General features: G+C 64.9%; 12 protein-coding genes and 1 pseudogene. 8 read left to right on the top strand and 5 right to left on the bottom strand.

The window, feature by feature from the left end:
• Positions 1–286, bottom strand: a pseudogene (locus GL284_RS21705) (hypothetical protein); the annotation flags it as partial.
• Between the two features lie 351 nt (positions 287–637).
• Positions 638–1,327: a FadR/GntR family transcriptional regulator gene (locus GL284_RS20225; protein WP_341870520.1), complete on the bottom strand. Its 690-nt coding sequence runs from the start codon at positions 1,325–1,327 to the stop codon at positions 638–640.
• Positions 1,328–1,472: 145 nt separating this feature from the next.
• On the opposite strand from GL284_RS20225, the gene GL284_RS20220 reads away from it, so the two are divergent.
• The 8 genes from GL284_RS20220 (at position 1,473) to GL284_RS20185 (ending at position 12,531) form a co-directional block, all read left to right on the top strand.
• Positions 1,473–2,270: an ABC transporter substrate-binding protein gene (locus GL284_RS20220; RefSeq protein ID WP_230383215.1), complete on the top strand. Its 798-nt coding sequence runs from the start codon at positions 1,473–1,475 to the stop codon at positions 2,268–2,270.
• Between the two features lie 45 nt (positions 2,271–2,315).
• Positions 2,316–2,987 carry an amino acid ABC transporter permease gene (locus GL284_RS20215; protein WP_155046236.1) on the top strand — a complete coding sequence of 224 codons (672 nt, stop codon included), beginning with the start codon at positions 2,316–2,318 and terminating at the stop codon, positions 2,985–2,987.
• 1 nt (position 2,988) lies between these two features.
• The gene (locus GL284_RS20210; RefSeq protein WP_155046235.1) at positions 2,989–3,726 is read left to right on the top strand and encodes an amino acid ABC transporter ATP-binding protein; all 738 of its coding nucleotides are present in this window, start codon (positions 2,989–2,991) and stop codon (positions 3,724–3,726) included.
• A 14-nt stretch (positions 3,727–3,740) separates the two neighbouring features.
• Positions 3,741–4,982, top strand: coding sequence for a cysteine desulfurase-like protein (locus GL284_RS20205; protein ID WP_230383214.1), 1,242 nt, complete (start codon positions 3,741–3,743; stop codon positions 4,980–4,982).
• Between the two features lie 2 nt (positions 4,983–4,984).
• The gene (hydA, locus tag GL284_RS20200; protein ID WP_155046234.1) at positions 4,985–6,394 is read left to right on the top strand and encodes a dihydropyrimidinase; all 1,410 of its coding nucleotides are present in this window, start codon (positions 4,985–4,987) and stop codon (positions 6,392–6,394) included.
• A gap of 712 nt (positions 6,395–7,106) precedes the next feature.
• Positions 7,107–9,032 carry an ATP-binding cassette domain-containing protein gene (locus GL284_RS20195; RefSeq protein ID WP_196216823.1) on the top strand — a complete coding sequence of 642 codons (1,926 nt, stop codon included), beginning with the start codon at positions 7,107–7,109 and terminating at the stop codon, positions 9,030–9,032.
• Between the two features lie 23 nt (positions 9,033–9,055).
• Complete coding sequence (locus GL284_RS20190; protein ID WP_155046232.1) at positions 9,056–11,293, top strand: glycoside hydrolase family 3 N-terminal domain-containing protein; 2,238 nt, start codon at positions 9,056–9,058, stop codon at positions 11,291–11,293.
• Positions 11,281–12,531 carry a glucoamylase family protein gene (locus tag GL284_RS20185; protein WP_155046231.1) on the top strand — a complete coding sequence of 417 codons (1,251 nt, stop codon included), beginning with the start codon at positions 11,281–11,283 and terminating at the stop codon, positions 12,529–12,531. Before GL284_RS20190 ends, GL284_RS20185 begins: the two co-directional genes overlap by 13 nt.
• On the opposite strand, the gene GL284_RS20180 is transcribed toward GL284_RS20185, so the two are convergent.
• From GL284_RS20180 to GL284_RS21700, 3 genes are all read right to left on the bottom strand, one after another.
• Positions 12,507–13,772, bottom strand: a complete 1,266-nt coding sequence (locus GL284_RS20180) for a glycoside hydrolase family 15 protein (protein WP_155046230.1) — start codon at positions 13,770–13,772, stop codon at positions 12,507–12,509. The two genes, GL284_RS20185 and GL284_RS20180, sit on opposite strands and share 25 nt — an antisense overlap.
• 2 nt (positions 13,773–13,774) lie before the next feature.
• On the bottom strand, positions 13,775–14,512 hold the full coding sequence (locus GL284_RS20175) for an alpha/beta hydrolase (protein WP_196216822.1): 738 nt from the start codon (positions 14,510–14,512) through the stop codon (positions 13,775–13,777).
• Between the two features lie 548 nt (positions 14,513–15,060).
• Positions 15,061–15,307: hypothetical protein (locus GL284_RS21700; protein WP_230383213.1), on the bottom strand; the 247-nt coding region annotated here is incomplete at its 5' end.

The following is a 15,307-nucleotide window of genomic DNA, read 5'->3' as shown; positions in this document are numbered from 1 at the left end:
ATTCAGCGGCGCGGTAAACGGTGCGGCCGCGCCATGACCAGCTCCAGTCGCTGAGCCGGGCTGCGGTCAGCACGGGCGCGGTCAGCGCGTCACCGGCGGCGGTTACGCCTTCGCCCCGGCGCTGCACGATGGGCTGCGGGCCGATCACGGCGGGTTCTTCCCCGGCATCCGGCCCGGGTGGCAGGGACAGCGAAACGCGGCCATCAGCGATCTTGGTCAGCACCGACAGCGCGTCTTCATAACGGGTGCGATGTTCCGTGGTGGCCACGTCCTGAGACAGCGCCATGCGCGGTTTTCTCAAAGCTGCCGTTATCGCGGCCTCGCGTATGATCGTTCCGAGCCCGCCGCTGCAGGGTCATTTGGACGTTCGGCGCAGCAGCGAGCCTGAAGCTAACGCCATGTCAGCTCACGCAATCTCTGTCAGAACACTCTTAGACTGGTGATCTTGGCGAAGCTCCTGCGCCTCTCACAGGAGACGGTGAGGTTGGAAGAGCACTTCCTTCGCCATTTCATTTTCGATATTTTCAACAGATCAGGGTTGATCCGCTCCTGCGCCATCCGCCTTAGAGCAGCACCTGCATCAGCCCCTGAAGACGTCTTGCCCGAAACACGCCACAGCACGGCGCCCGCGCTTCTTTCATCTCAACCGAACGCCCGCGCAGCGTGCGGTGTTCTGGATGTGAGCACGCATTGCGGCGCGGGCGGCGTCGGGGTTGCGGGCCTCAAGCGCTTTCAGGATGGCCTGATGCTCGGCGATGGAATGGCGCATGCGTTCGGGATCGGTATTCGGGATCGGTTGGCGCTGGGTCTCGCTCAGCAGGTGCTGCATGTTGGTATAGATCCCGGCCAGCATGCGGTTCGGGCAAAGATCGGCAATTCCGCGATGCAAGCTCAGGTCGGCCTCGACATGCGCGACCAGATCGCCGTCCTGCCATGCCTGTTCGAACCTCAGCGCGGCGGCGGCCAGATCCGATGCGGCCTGCGGCGTGATCGCTGCTGCGGCAAGGGCGCATAGCTCTGCTTCGATCAGCACGCGGGTCTGAAAGACCTCTTGCAGGTCATGGGCGTCATCATAACGCCAGCTTGTCCGTGCCGGGTGCTTTGCCGGATCAAGCACGAATGTGCCCCGCGCCGGCAGTGTCTGGATCAGGCCCAGTGTTTCAAGCGTCAGCAGCGCCTCGCGCAGTGTGGGTCGTGACACATGCAACTGCTCGGACAGGATGCGCTGCGAGGGCAACTTGTCCCCCGCTTTTAACTCACCCGAGCGGATCATCTCCTGCAACCGGCTTGCCACGCCCTGCGCCACCGGCCCCTTGTCCCATATCACCAGATTTGCCTTTCCTGCTGGCACTCTTCTTCCGGCATCGCGCCGGTCTGTCAATCTTGTTGCAAGAGGCGGTTTGTCGTGCTCATACTGGTATGACCGGTTTGTCCGGTCAATCCAAAAGAAAAGAATGACAGGGAGAATTGCGATGCTTGGACAAAGACTGAGAATGGCGACGGCGGCCACGCTTCTGCTGGCGGGCATGGCGGGCACGGCTGTCGCACAAGAGACCCTGACGGTCGGTGCGAATATCGGCAACGTGCCATGGGAGTTTCAGGACGACGCCGGAACCTTCGTCGGTTTCGAGATCGACCTTGTGGCCGCGGTGGCCGAGCGCTTGGGCGCCAAGGTCGATACGGTGAACATCCCCTTCAACGGCCTGTTTTCGGCGGTGCAGTCAGGACGGATCGACATTGCCACGTCCTCGATCACCATCACCGATGAGCGGCTGAAATCCGTCACATTCGCTCAGCCCTATTATGACAGCGACCAGTCGCTGACGACACTGGCCGAGGGTGGCCCGAAATCGCTGGATGAGATGAAGGGCAAGGTGGTCGGCGTCGATACCGGTTCGACCGGCGACATGTGGGCCAGCGAGAAGCAGCAGGAATATGGCTTCGCCGAGATCCGGCGCTATGAAGGGCTGGCACCCGCCATGCTGGATCTGACGGCGGGACGGATCGACGGCTATATCTCGGACATCCCGGCGCTGCAGTATTACGTCAAGGACAAGCCGAACCTTGCCGTGGTCGAACGCATCCCCACCGGCGAGAAATATTCGATGATGTTTGCCAAGGATGCCGAACTGGCGACGAAGGTGAACGCGGTTCTGGACGATCTGAAGACCGAGGGCGTTCTGGCCCAGTTGCACGAGAAATGGTTTGGCGTCGCGCCCGATGCAGGCTCGTCGACGGTCACCGTCCTGCCGATGCCGTCGCTGAACTGACCGCAAGCACGGGTCCGGCTCATCTCCGGGCCCGAAGGAACGCTCATGGATATCTTCGACACATTCCTGAACGCCGAGGTGATGCGGCGCACCTTCCCTTTGCTGCTGCGGGGCCTTTGGATCACGCTGCAACTGGGGGCGGCCAGCATCATCGCCGGTCTGGTGCTGGGTCTTGGCCTTGCGATGGCGCGGCTCTACGGGCCGGGGCCGGTCCGGTTCCTGACGCGGGTCTATATCGACATCTTCCGGTCGATCCCGCTGCTGGTGCTGCTGATCATCGTCTATTACGCCCTGCCATTCGTGGCGGTCCGGCTGTCGCCTTTCGCCTCGGCCATGACGGCGCTGACGCTGGTATCTGGCGCCTATACTGCGGAGATCTTCCGTGCCGGGATCGAGGCCATTCCAAGGGGTCAGTTCGAGGCATCCGCCGCGCTGGGTCTGAGCGGGTGGCAGACCATGGCGGATGTGATTCTGCCGCAAGCGGTGCGGATCGTCATCCCGCCTTTGACCAACAATTCGATCAACGTGGTCAAGGATACCGCCTTGGCGTCGGTCGTGGCCATGCCGGATCTGCTGAAGCAGGCGACGCAGGCGCAGGCGCTGGCGGCCAATCCGACGCCGCTGATCGTGGCCGCGGCGATCTATGTCGCCTTCCTGTGGCCGCTGGTCGCGCTGGTTTCGCGCATGGAACGCCGTTTTGCGGCAAGGAGGCGTTGAGATGACCGGGTTCGTCAGCATCCGCAACCTGCGGAAATCCTATGGCAGCTTCGAGGCGCTGCGGGGCATCGACCTTGACGTGGCCAAGGGCGAGGTGGTGTGCATCATCGGCCCCTCCGGCTCGGGCAAGTCGACGCTGATCCGCTGCATCAACCGGCTGGAGGGCTTTTCCGAGGGCAGCGAGATCCGCGTGGACGGCACGCCCGTCACCTCGGGGCGGGCGCTTGCCAAGGTGCGGGCCGAGGTCGGGATGGTCTTTCAGTCCTTCAACCTGTTCCCGCATCTGACCGTGCGCGAAAACGTCATGCTGGCCCCGCGCCGCGTGCGGGGCACGGCGCGCGTGGATGCCGCTGCGCAGGCCGACCGGCTGCTGGCCCGCGTCGGCATTTCCAGTCAGGCCGACAAATATCCCGAACATCTGTCGGGCGGCCAGCAACAGCGCGTTGCCATTGCCCGCGCGCTGGCGATGGAGCCGCAGGTCATGCTGTTCGACGAACCGACCAGTGCTCTGGACCCCGAGATGGTGGGCGAGGTGCTGGACGTGATGCGCGATCTGGCACGCACCGGCGTCACCATGATCGTCGTCACGCATGAGATGGGCTTTGCCGCGCAGGTCGCCGACCGGGTGATCTTCATGGATGCCGGACAGATCGTCGAACAGGGACCGCCCGCGCAGGTGCTGTCGGCCCCGCAGGAACCCCGCACGCGCGATTTTCTTGGCGCCGTGCTGAACCATTGAAGAAAGACGGACAGATGACAGAACTGGACATGGCTTGGGTACAGGCGCAGTTTCCGGGCCTCGCCTCGGATTGGGTGTTTCTCGACAATGCCGGCGGCGCGCAGATCGCCCAACCCGCGCTGGACCGAATGGTCGAGTTTCTGACGCATCGCAACGTCCAGATCGGCGGCAGCTATGCCGTGTCGCAGGCGGCGGCGGCGGCCCTGATGGCGGGGCGGCAGGCGGCGGCAACGCTGGTGAATGCCGCCCGGCCCGAAGAGATCGTCTTCGGCGCATCGACCACGGTGCTGATGGGCAATCTGATGCAGGCGATGCGTCATCAGTTCGCACCCGGAGACGAGGTGATCGTCACCATGGCCGATCACGAAAGCAATATCGGCCCATGGCGTCGGCTTGAGGAATTCGGCGTCACCATCAAGGTCTGGCCGTTGAACGATGCGACAATGGATCTGCAACTGGATGATCTGGCCCCGCTGATGACCGATCGCACGCGTCTGGTCTGCGTCACTCATGTCTCGAACATTCTTGGCAAGGTGCATCCGATCGCCGAATTTGCCAGCTTCATCCATGATCGTGGCGCGCTGATCTGCGTTGATGCGGTGGCTTATGCGCCGCACAGGCTGATCGACGTGCAGGCCTGGGACGTGGATTACTATGTCTTCAGCCTCTACAAGGCCTATGGGCCGCATGGCGCGCTGATGTATGGCAAATACGATCTTCTGGCGGATCTGGACGGGCTTTATCACTATTTCTATGGCCGCGACAAAATCACTGCCAAGCTGGAGCCGGGCAATCCAAGCTATGAGGCTGCCTATGCCACCGACGGCATTCTGGCCTATCTGACCGGGCTGGCCCACCACCACGGCGCCACGGGGGATAACCGTGCGTTGCTGGCTGCCGCCTTCAACCTGATCACCGCACAAGAGGACGCGCTGACCAACCGCCTGCTGGCATGGCTGGCCGCGCGCAATGATTGCCGGATCATCGGCCCTAAGGTGAATCAGGACAGCAGCCGCGTGCCCACCATTTCGTTCAAGTTCGACGGGCTGAATTCGGGACGCATCGCGCGCGCCATGGACGATCACCACATCGCCATGCGCTTTGGCGATTTCCACTCGCGCCGGCTGGTCGAGCATCTGGGCGACGAGGGGGAGGGCGGTGTGCTGCGTGTCTCGATGGTGCATTACAACACGCTGGAGCAGGTCGACCGCCTGACCGACGCGTTGGCGCAGATCGTGGCACGCGAGGCGGCATGAGCATGGGCGGTCTGGATCTTGTCATCACCGGCGGCACCGTCGTCACCGCAGCCGACAGCTATGCCGCCGATATCGGCATCAAGAACGGTCGCATCGCCCAGATCGGAACCGGGCTTGCCGCGTCCGAGCGCATCGACGCCACCGGCCTTCTGGTCCTGCCGGGTGGGATCGACGCGCATGTGCATCTGGACCAGCCGACCTCGGACGGCACGACGATGGCGGATGATTTCGCAAGCGGCACGCGCTCGGCTGCGGCAGGGGGCAATACGACGGTGCTGCCCTTTGCGTTGCAGATCAAGGGTCAGTCGCTGCGCGCCTGCGTCGAGGATTACCGCCGCAAGGCGCAAGGCAATTGCCATACCGACGTGGCCTTTCACCTGATCGTCAGCGATCCGACGCCTCAGGTGCTGGGTCAGGAATTGCCCGCGCTGGTGCAGGATGGGTTCACCTCGTTCAAGGTGTTCATGACCTATGACGATCTTGTCCTGAACGATGCCCAGCTTCTTGACGTGTTCGAGGTGGCGCGGCGCGAGCGGGCCTTGGTCATGGTCCATGCCGAAGGACATGACGCCATCCGCCACCTGACCCGCCGTCTGGAATCCGAAGGCCGCACCGCCCCCTATTACCATGCGCAGGCCCATGCCCAGATCGCCGAGCGTGAGGCCACGCACCGCGCCATCAGCCACGCCCAGCTGATCGACATGCCGATCGTGATCGTTCACGTCTCGGGGCGCGACCCGATGGAGCAGATCCAATGGGCGCGCGGGCGTGGCCTGAAGGTCTTTGCCGAGACCTGCCCGCAATACATCACCCTGACCGCAGAAGATCTGCGCGGTTTGAACATGGATTTCGACGGCGCGAAATATGTCTGCTCTCCTCCGCCGCGCGATGCCGACAGTCAGGCGGCGATCTGGCAGGGGCTGCGCGACGGCACTTTCGACATCTTTTCGTCCGATCACTGCCCCTTTCGCATTGATGCGACCGGCAAGGACACGCCGCGCGCCCGCACATCCTTCAAATGGGTGCCGAACGGCATTCCCGGCGTCGAGACCCGGCTGCCGATCCTGTTCTCGGAAGGCGTCAGCAAGGGGCGCATCAGCCTGCAACGTTTCGTGGCGCTGACATCGACCAATCCGGCGCGGCTGTATGGGTTGTATCCCCGGAAAGGCAGCATCGCGGTGGGTGCGGATGCCGATCTGACGCTGTGGGATCCGGCACTGAGCCGGCCAATCCGCCAGATCGATCTGCATCACGGCTGTGATTACACCCCCTATGAGGGGATGCAGATCACCGGCTGGCCGGTCAGGACCATCCTGCGCGGCCGGACCATTGCGTTGGATGGGCAGGTCTGCTCCGAGGCCGGGGGGCAGGAGCTTAGCCGGGCCACCAGCGAGGCCTTTGCCAGAGATTGAGCCGGGCGAAATGCGCCGGGGGAAGACATAGGGAAACTTGCGCTCGGGCACCCGGACCACGGCGCATCTTACCGCTGCAAAATCACAAATCTCAGGGAACCAAACGGCAGGATGCGCGTCCGGGAAATCTTGCTTTGGCAATGCAGCCCGCATCGCTGGCGGCGAAAACAACCGGTTTGCCCAATCACAAAACCAAATATGGTGTATTCCCGCGTGAACTGGGGCAGATCGGCAACAGGTTCGTGGGGCGGATCTGTGGGGGCCGGGCCGGACGGCGTGGTGATTTTCTGTGCATGAGGGATTGGCCACAAGTCCGTGGCTTGTCTGCAGATCTTTCCGGCACGAAATTTTCTTGCTTGTCTTTAGTCGGTTAGGCCCGCGCATGGCGACCAGCCTCTGCAATGGCGATGCTGCCATGATCCGCAGGCGCCGCGTGGCGCGCCTCCGCATATGCCGATGATCTGGTCATGCGGGGCATCGGCACATGGCGGCCCGGGCGATACCTGACGTTTAATACAGCCCCCGGATGCAGGTCGGCGGTTTACCGCCGACAGTTTGGCTTGTTATGCTGGTCTTACGAGGGGGCTTGATGCGTGAAGATCGCGCGGCGGGGCCCTTGAAATCGAACAATGTGCCGAAACTCGGCCCGCAAGTGACGTTCTGTCGCGGTGGGAATGCGTGGCCGTGTCTTTGCACTCATGGGACAGTGCATGTGAAAAAACTGAGTGGGTTCTGGGGTCTGCTGTTTGCGTACTGGTCATCGGAACGCTGGCGCGAGGCATGGTTGCTGACCGTGATCGTTCTGGCGACGACCACGCTGCTCAGCAAGGCCAGCGTCTGGGTGGCCTTGGCCAGCGCGGATTTCCTGTCCGCCATGGCGAATTTCCACATCGCCGAGGATATGGCCTCACCCGCGCAGACGATCCTGCTGGCTGCCGCGGCCTATCTTGCGATTTTCCTTGGCCGCGCGTCGGGCGTGGCGCTGCGGCATTATTTCTCGTCGACGCTGCACCGCCGGGCGCGGGGCTGGATGGTCGGCCAGTTCAACGACGCGGTTCTGGCGGATGAACGCATCGCGCTGGACCTGATGAGCGACCGATCCTCGGCCGGGGACGGCCCGCGGATGCCCGATGCGATCGACCAGCGCGTCGATGTGTGTTCGGCCAATCTTTATGGCGGCGTGATCGGGCTGACGATGGGGATCTGGGGGGCGGTCGCCTCGACCTATTTCGTCAGTGCGGCGCTGATCCAGCGCAGCCAGCCGGTGCCGTTTCTGGACCGCTGGGGCGCGCAGGCCAATGGCGCGATCGAGCAATGGTTCGGCGCGGGCCTTGCTGCGCGGATCGATCTGGTGCCGGGGCAATGGGGCTCGGCGCTGCTCAGCCTGATGCTGATCGCGGTCTATGTCCCCACCATCACCTATTTCGCATGGCGGCTGGGCCGCGTGATCGAGCGGCTGACCATCCGGCGCCAGCGCAATGACGGCGCATGGCGGGGCGAATGGGGCACGATGCTGAACCGCGTCAGCCAGCTGGCCTCGGCGCGGGGCGAACGCGCGCAAAGCCGGATCAACGGCGCGCTTTATGCCGATCTGGACCGCACATGGGGCAAGCAGAACTGGCTGGGCGCGGGCGTGCTGCTGTTCACCACGATTTACAGCTTCCTGTCCTCGCGCCTGCTGGCCTATTTGCCGGGGCTGCCGTCTTACATGGCGGGCAACCTCAGCTTTCGCAATTTCGTCGCGGGCAGCGAGCTGACGGCCGAGCTGATCAATGACGTGTCGTGGTTCATCAACGTGATGCCGGAAATCGCCGCGCTGAAGGCCAATGCCGCACGGCTGAACGAGCTGGCCGCCGCCATCGAGCGTGTGCGCGAGCGGGACAGGTTCTATGCCGAAACCGGCGTCAGCCGTTTCCAGCGTCAGCGCCGCGACAAGGGGCCGCTGCTGGCGCTGGACCAGCTGTCGCTGCACCATCGCGGCCATGATGCGCCGGCCTTTCTGACCATCCCCGATCTGCGGCTGTATCCCGGCGACCGGGTGTATCTGAACGGCACGAACGGATGCGGCAAAAGCAGCCTGCTGAAAGCCGTCGCCGGGCTGTGGTCCTATGGCGAGGGGCGGGTGGTCATGCAGGACGGCGCGCGGCTGTTCTTTGCCGGGCAGGAACCCGACGTGCCGGACCGCCTGACGCTGAAGGCGCTGGTGACTTATCCCGACCATCCCGAACAGCACAGCGACATCTCGGTTGCGGCGGCCCTGTCGCGGGTGGGGCTTGGCGGCTTTGTGCATTGCCTTGAGGATGATCTGTATCAGGGCAAGAACTGGCGCAACGTCCTGTCGGGCGGCCAGAAACAGCGCATGGTTCTGGCCCGCGTCTTGCTGGCCAAGCCACAGATCCTGCTGCTGGATGAGGCGACGGCGGCGCTGGATGTCGATGCCATCGTCGATTTCCACCTGATCTTGCGCAAGTGCCTGCCCAACACGGCGATCCTTGCGGTGCTGCATGGCGAAACCGCGCCGCATGATCCCGATGGCGAACCTTTCTATTCCTCGGTGCTGGAAATCCGCGACGGGGTCGGGCAACTTCGCCCTGTCCTGACCTGCGACTATAACGCCGCCCGCCACGCGGCCGAATAAGCCGCAAGAACCCGGAGAGGCGGATGACGAAGCATGATGCCGTCGCGCGGCTGATGGCCGCGATGACGCTTGAGGAAAAGATCGGCCAGCTGAACCTGCTGCCCGCAGGCGAGGGGCTGGTGACGGGCGCACAGGCGCCGACAAGATTGTCCGAGCGGCTGGATAGCGGGCAGATCGGGGCGATCTTCGGGACGAAATCGCTGGCGACGGCGCGCGCCATGCAGGAACGCGCGCTGGCCGGATCGCGCCTTGGCATTCCGCTGTTCTTTGCCGAGGACGTGATCCACGGCCATCGCACGGTCTTTCCGCTGAATATCGCGCTGGCCTGCAGCTGGGACATGGATCTGATCCATGACACCGCCGCCTTTGCCGCAGCCGAGGCCGCGGCCGATGGTCTGCATCAGGTCTATGCGCCGATGCTGGATGTCAGCCGCGATCCCCGCTGGGGGCGTGTGGCAGAAGGTCCGGGCGAAGATCCGCTGCTGGCCTCGCGCATTGCTGACGCGGCAACGCGCGGCTTTCAGGGCGCGGGGCTGGGCGCATCCGGCAGCGTCGCCGCCTGTCTGAAGCATTTCGTGGCTTACGGCGCGCCGCAAAGCGGGCGGGATTACGACAATGTGTCGCTGTCCCTTGAGGATCTGCTGGAGATCTATCTGCCGCCTTTCGTCGCCGGGCTGCAGGCCGGGGCGGCCAGCATCATGGTGTCCTTCAACGCGGTGAACAAGCTGCCGATGCACGCCAATGCGCCGCTGATCCAGGGCTGGCTGCGCGGCGGGCAGGGCTTCGACGGGCTGGTCGTGTCGGATTATACCGGCGTCAAGGAACTGGGCCCGCATGGTCTGGGCAGTCCTGCGCTGATTGTGGCGCGCGCGCTGCATGCGGGTGTCGACATGGATATGGTGGGCGAGGATTATCTGACCCAACTGCCCCGGCTTGCCCGCGACGGGCTGGACGCGCCCGAGGCCGGGTTCTCACTGACCGCCCCGCAGATCACCGGGCTGATCGAGGATGCCTGCCGCAATGTGCTGATATTCAAGGCGCGGCTGGGGCTTTTGGACGATCCCTTTCGCGGCATGGGCGGCGATGCGCCCCCCCGCCATGACGGGCGCAGGCTGGCGCGCAAGGCTGCGGCGCAATCGGCGGTGCTGCTGAAAAATGACGGCGTGCTGCCCCTGGCCATGGACCGCAAGGTGGCGTTGATCGGCCCGCTGGGGGCGGATCGCGTCAATATGCTGGGCACATGGGCGGTGTCGGGCCGGGCCGAGGATGTCGTGCCTCTGGATCAGGCGATGGCCGATCTGACCGGCACGCGGCCCGCCGTGGCATGGGGCGCCAATATCGTCGATGAGCCGTGGATGGAAACCCGCCTGAACGTCCATGGCGTCACCGTCACCGCCGATCCCCGGCCCGAGGCCGAGGTTCTGGCCGAGGCGTTGGCCGCCGCCCATGCCGCCGATGTCATCGTCGCGGCGGTGGGCGAGGCCAAGGAACATGCGGGCGAATCCTCGTCCCGATTGTCGCCCGATCTGCCCGCGCCGCAGCGCCGCCTGATCGCCGCGCTGGCCGAAACCGGCAAGCCGCTGGTCGTGGTGGTCTTTGCCGGGCGGCCTTTGGCGCTTGGCGATGTGATCGCTCAGGCGGATGCGCTGCTTTATGCGTGGCATGGCGGCATCGCCGGGCCGGAGGGCGTGGCCGATCTGATCTTTGGCGCGGCGCAGCCCGGCGGGCGTCTGGCCATGTCGCTGCCTGCGCATCCGGCCGAGGTGCCCCTGACCTATGCCTGCGAGCCGACGGGCCGGCCTTGGCCGGGGCAGTTCGGAAAGTTTCTGACCGGCTGGCTGGACATGCCCGACGACGCGCCGCGTTTTCCCTTTGGCTTCGGTCTGGGCTATGGCGCGGTGGAATACGGCATCCCCAGCCTGTCGCAGGGCGCGGCCACGGCCGGGCAGGGGGTGGAACTGCGCGTGGTGCTGAAGAACTCGGGCGCGCATCCGGCGCTGGAAACCGTGCAGCTTTACGCCAGCGATCCCGTGGCGCGCGTCACGCGGCCCGGTCGCAAGCTGATCGACTTTCAGCAGGTGGCGCTGGCCCCCGGCGAAAACCGCGAGGTGGTGTTTGTCCTTCAGGCCGATCAGTTTGCCTATCCCATGGCCCCCAGCCTTGAGGCGGCGGCGTGGGTGCGCGATCCCGGCCTGATCGGGTTGCATGTCGGCCCGAACAGCCGCGATACCCAGATGACGGAGCTGACATGGCTGTCCTGACCGGACTTGACGATGCCGCGCTGCGCGACCGCGTGGCACAGGCCACCGCGAGCTATTTCACCGATTGGAGCCACCCGGTCAGCGGTATGGCCCGCGAACGCAGCGGCGGCGCGTTCGGCTATGATGTCGAGGAAACCGTCTGCACCGGCGGCACGGGCTTTGGTCTGCTGGCGCAGATCGTCGCCGCCGAACGCGGCTGGCGTCCCCGGCGCGACATTCTGGACCGGGTCGAGCGGCTGGTCGGCTTTCTGGAACGCGCCGACAGTTTCGATGGGGTGTTTCCGCATTTCCTGAACGGCACGACCGGGCGCGTCCTGCCCTTCATGGCGGGCGACGATGGCGGCGATCTGGTCGAGACGGCGTTTCTGATGCTGGGCCTGCTGGGGGCTGCGGAATATTTCGCCGAGCCGGGGATCCGCTCGCGCATTCAGGCGCTTTACGACGCGGTGAACTGGGCGGCGCATCTGCGGCAGGATGGCGCGGTCATGTGGCACCGCCACCCGGACCGCCCGTGGCCCGACAACGCTTTGCCGATCCGCGGCTGGAATGAGGCGATGCCGGTCTTTGTTCTGGGCGCGGGGTCGCGGACCCATCCCCTTCCGGCCAGCGCCTATCATGACAGCTGGGCCCAGACGCCGACATTTCTGAACGGGCGCAGCTATGGCGATACGGTGCTGCCGCTTGGCCCCGACTGGGGCGGGCCGCTGTTCATGTCGCAATACCCGTTTCTGGGCATCGACCCGCGCGGCTTGCGCGACGCCTATGCCGATTACGGTGCGCATGTGCGGGCGCATGCGCTGGTGAACCGCCTGCATTGCCTGCGCAATCCGCTGGGCTGGAAGGGATATGGCGAAAACTGCTGGGGATTGACCGCCAGCGACGATCCATCGGGCTATGTCGCGCATTCGCCGACCGATGATACCGGCACGATCACCCCCACGGCGGCGCTGGGGTCCTTTGCCTTTGCCCCTGCCGAGGCGATGCCTGTCCTGCGCCATCTGCATGACGATCTGGGCGACCGGCTGTGGGGCGATGCGGGATTTGTCGATGCCTTTTGCCCGTCGCGCGACTGGGTGGCGCAAAGCCGTCTGGCCATCGATCAGGCGCCCATCGTGATCGGGCTGGAAAACCACCGCTCGGGCCTTCTGTGGCGCTTGGTGTCACACCGCCCCGAGGTGCAGCGCGGCCTGACGGCTTTGGGCTTCAGCGCGCCCTATCTGCCAAAGCCCGTCGCCTGAAGCGCCAGATCGCGCGCCGCCGCCGCCTCAAGAAACGCGGCCTGCGACCATGTGAGGTCCAGAGATGAGGTCGGCGCGCCGCTGTCGCGGTGGAATTGCTCGGGCAGGGGGCCGGGCGTCGGATGCAGGGTCTGGACCATGTGCATCCATGCCTCGGCCTTTTCAAACATGGCAGGATCGCCGGTCAGGGCGGCGATGCGGTAATGGGTTTCGGCAAAGCCCAGCGTGGTCGGATACCACGGGTTGCCGTCGAAATAGACATCCTCGGCCCAGCGTCCGATGGCGGGCACGGCATGGTCGCGCCCGACCGGATACAGCGCCGCGAACACCGCTTCCAGCGCGGCCATCGTCGCCAGATTGCGCGGCGCGGTCAGCGCAAAGGGCCCGTCGCTGCGCCCCGCATGCAGGATCGCCAGACAGGTGGCGCTGTCCAGCCGCTGTGCCGGGGCCTCGATGCTTTCGCGCCAGCCGCCGGTCTGCGGATCCTCGGCCTGCTGCATCAGCGTGACCAGACGGTCCGCGCCCGCATGTCCGGCGCGGTCCAGCGCGTCCCATTGCACCAGCAGCGTGAATGTCGTGCGGCGCAGGGGCGTTTCCTCCCATGGCCCGATCGAGGGGCGACCGGCCACCCGCGCCACATGGGCAAGGTCGCGTGCGATCAGCGCCTGCGCATCGGCCGTCGCCAGTTCCGGCAATTCCGCCAGCACCGCCATCATGGCCGAAGCGCGCAAGGCCGGGCCGTCATCCTGCGGGCGGGTCCATCTTTCCAGATCGGGGCTGCCATCTGCGGCAAAGCGCGGCTCTTCCAGCCAGTCCGCGCCGGTCAGCGCGGCAAGCTCGCTGTCCGGGCGCAGGAATTTCTGATGATCGGCGCGGGTCGAGGCTTTCAGCGGATTGACCTTTGGCCCCTGTCGCTGCGGGTCCGAGGTCGCCAGCGAAAACGCGACGAAATCCGCGACAAAGCCCAACCAGAACTGCCGCGCCTGCGGATCGGCCTGCATGGCGCGGGGCACGGCGCGCAGCACGATGGCCGCATCGCGGATCCAGTGGTGGAAATAATCCGGCTCGGGGTTCCAGCTTGCGATGCGGGGCGAGGCAAGGATCGAACCCGGCGCGGGCCGCACATCCCAGCCAAAACCCTCGCGATGGCGCAGCAGATGCGTGGCCGAACAGGCATTGCGCATGGCACGGGCGGACGCCACAGATTGCGCGGCGATCCAGTCGGGGGCAGGGGTCTGCATCGTCACGCCTCCAGCGCGGCAAGGGCCGCCGACAGCATATCGGCGCAGGCCGGGCCCGCGGGGCAATGATGCTCGGCGGGCAGGGCTGCGAAAAAGCGGCCATTCGGCGCGGCCATGAAATAGGCGCGGGCGCTTTTCAGCGGCACCAGCCCATCCTCGGCCCCGGTGACGACGGCCAGCGGCGCCTTCATGCGGTTCAGCGCCGGTTCCGCATCCGCCGTCGCCATCTCAAGAAAATAGCCGGGGGCTTCGCGCATGACCTCTTCGATAGCGGCGGCGCCCATGGTGCCGCGCGCGCGCATCAGAACAAGACCCGACATGGGCGGGGATACCGCCAGAACATGATGCGTGTCGGGCGTATCCGCCGCCAGATGCGCCACGGCAAAGCCGCCGATGCTGTGGCCCGCCAGCGCGCGCGGCGCATTGGGCCATGTGGCTGCGACCCAATCCCAGATCCGGGTCGCGGCGCGGACATGTCCGGAAAAGCTGACAGCCTCGGGCGGGCCGGAATCGGGCACGGCGACCGAATTCGGCAGGCCGGGGGCAGCAACGCGCCAGCCGCGCGACAGATAGGCATTGGCAATCTCGACGATCTGCACCTGATCGGGCGCGCCGTTTCTGCCATGGACAAGCAGCAGCGTGCCTTTGACCTTGGCCTGCGGCTCGAACACGCGGACCGGGACCTGTCCGACCTGGTAGATGCGGCTGTCATGGATCCAAAGACTGTCCGGTTGTTGCATCGCAGCTTCCCCTTCGCGGCAGGCATATTGGCCCCTCAGGCCTAGCCCAGACAGGAAAGCGGGTGAAGCGCGAAACGCGGCGGGCATGGCTGCACGGCATAAGGACTGCATCGGGCCATGGCCCGGCAGTTCTTTATGTCGATGCTGAGGAAGAAGACCGACCCGCCCGCGTGCACACGGGGATTTGGGTCGAGAGGGTGTACGTGGGGCCCCAGTTACTCACTACCTACGTTCGCGACTGACAGATAACAGCCCGGCGGCAAATTCGGTTCCGAAAGTTTTGGCCGGCAGGCGGGTTGGACGAAGCAGGCTGCTGGATGCGGCAGGGATGGCGTGCGGGACATGCCGATCTGCGGCGCATGGTCCCGAAAGCCGGTTTGCGATTCTTCTTCTACTTTTTCTCCGTTTTCCTGGGGTTTTTGGGATTCTGGGTGGGTTGGGGCGTGGATCGGGTCGGGGGTAGGGGGTTCTTGGGCTTGGCTGTGGTGGTTTGGCGTGTTGGGCTTTGTCATTTTATTTGTTTATTTTCAGTCGCTTGCGTTTTTATGTTATTTTTCTGTCGTTTTGGGGTTGCGGGTCGGGGGTGTGATCCGTAAATACCCGCTCACCGAGACGGCGAGACGCTGAAACGGGACGGGACGCGGCGCTGAGCGGCGCGGATCTGGGAAGAAATTCTGGTGATTTGATGGCTTGAGCGGCGTCGAAGGTTTGGCGCGGTTTGGGTTGTTTTGTTGCCTTTGCTTTTTGACATTGCGAGATATCTGAAGAGATATGCGGGCGGTTCGGTCGTTTTCG

The organism is Paracoccus shanxieyensis (genome assembly GCF_009711265.1).
In the GTDB taxonomy this organism is placed as follows: Bacteria; Pseudomonadota; Alphaproteobacteria; order Rhodobacterales; family Rhodobacteraceae; genus Paracoccus; species Paracoccus shanxieyensis.
Note: the sequence above shows the minus strand (reverse complement) of the source record. Positions and strands in the feature narration are given on the sequence as shown.

Coding starts and splice junctions, on each gene's coding strand:
- GL284_RS20220 (WP_230383215.1), top strand. CDS start 1,473: ATGCTTGGACAAAGACTGAGAATGGCGACGGCGGCCACGCTTCTGCTG.
- GL284_RS20215 (WP_155046236.1), top strand. CDS start 2,316: ATGGATATCTTCGACACATTCCTGAACGCCGAGGTGATGCGGCGCACC.
- GL284_RS20210 (WP_155046235.1), top strand. CDS start 2,989: ATGACCGGGTTCGTCAGCATCCGCAACCTGCGGAAATCCTATGGCAGC.
- GL284_RS20205 (WP_230383214.1), top strand. CDS start 3,741: ATGACAGAACTGGACATGGCTTGGGTACAGGCGCAGTTTCCGGGCCTC.
- hydA (WP_155046234.1), top strand. CDS start 4,985: ATGGGCGGTCTGGATCTTGTCATCACCGGCGGCACCGTCGTCACCGCA.
- GL284_RS20190 (WP_155046232.1), top strand. CDS start 9,056: ATGACGAAGCATGATGCCGTCGCGCGGCTGATGGCCGCGATGACGCTT.
- GL284_RS20185 (WP_155046231.1), top strand. CDS start 11,281: ATGGCTGTCCTGACCGGACTTGACGATGCCGCGCTGCGCGACCGCGTG.
- GL284_RS20180 (WP_155046230.1), bottom strand. CDS start 13,772: ATGCAGACCCCTGCCCCCGACTGGATCGCCGCGCAATCTGTGGCGTCC.
- GL284_RS20175 (WP_196216822.1), bottom strand. CDS start 14,512: ATGCAACAACCGGACAGTCTTTGGATCCATGACAGCCGCATCTACCAG.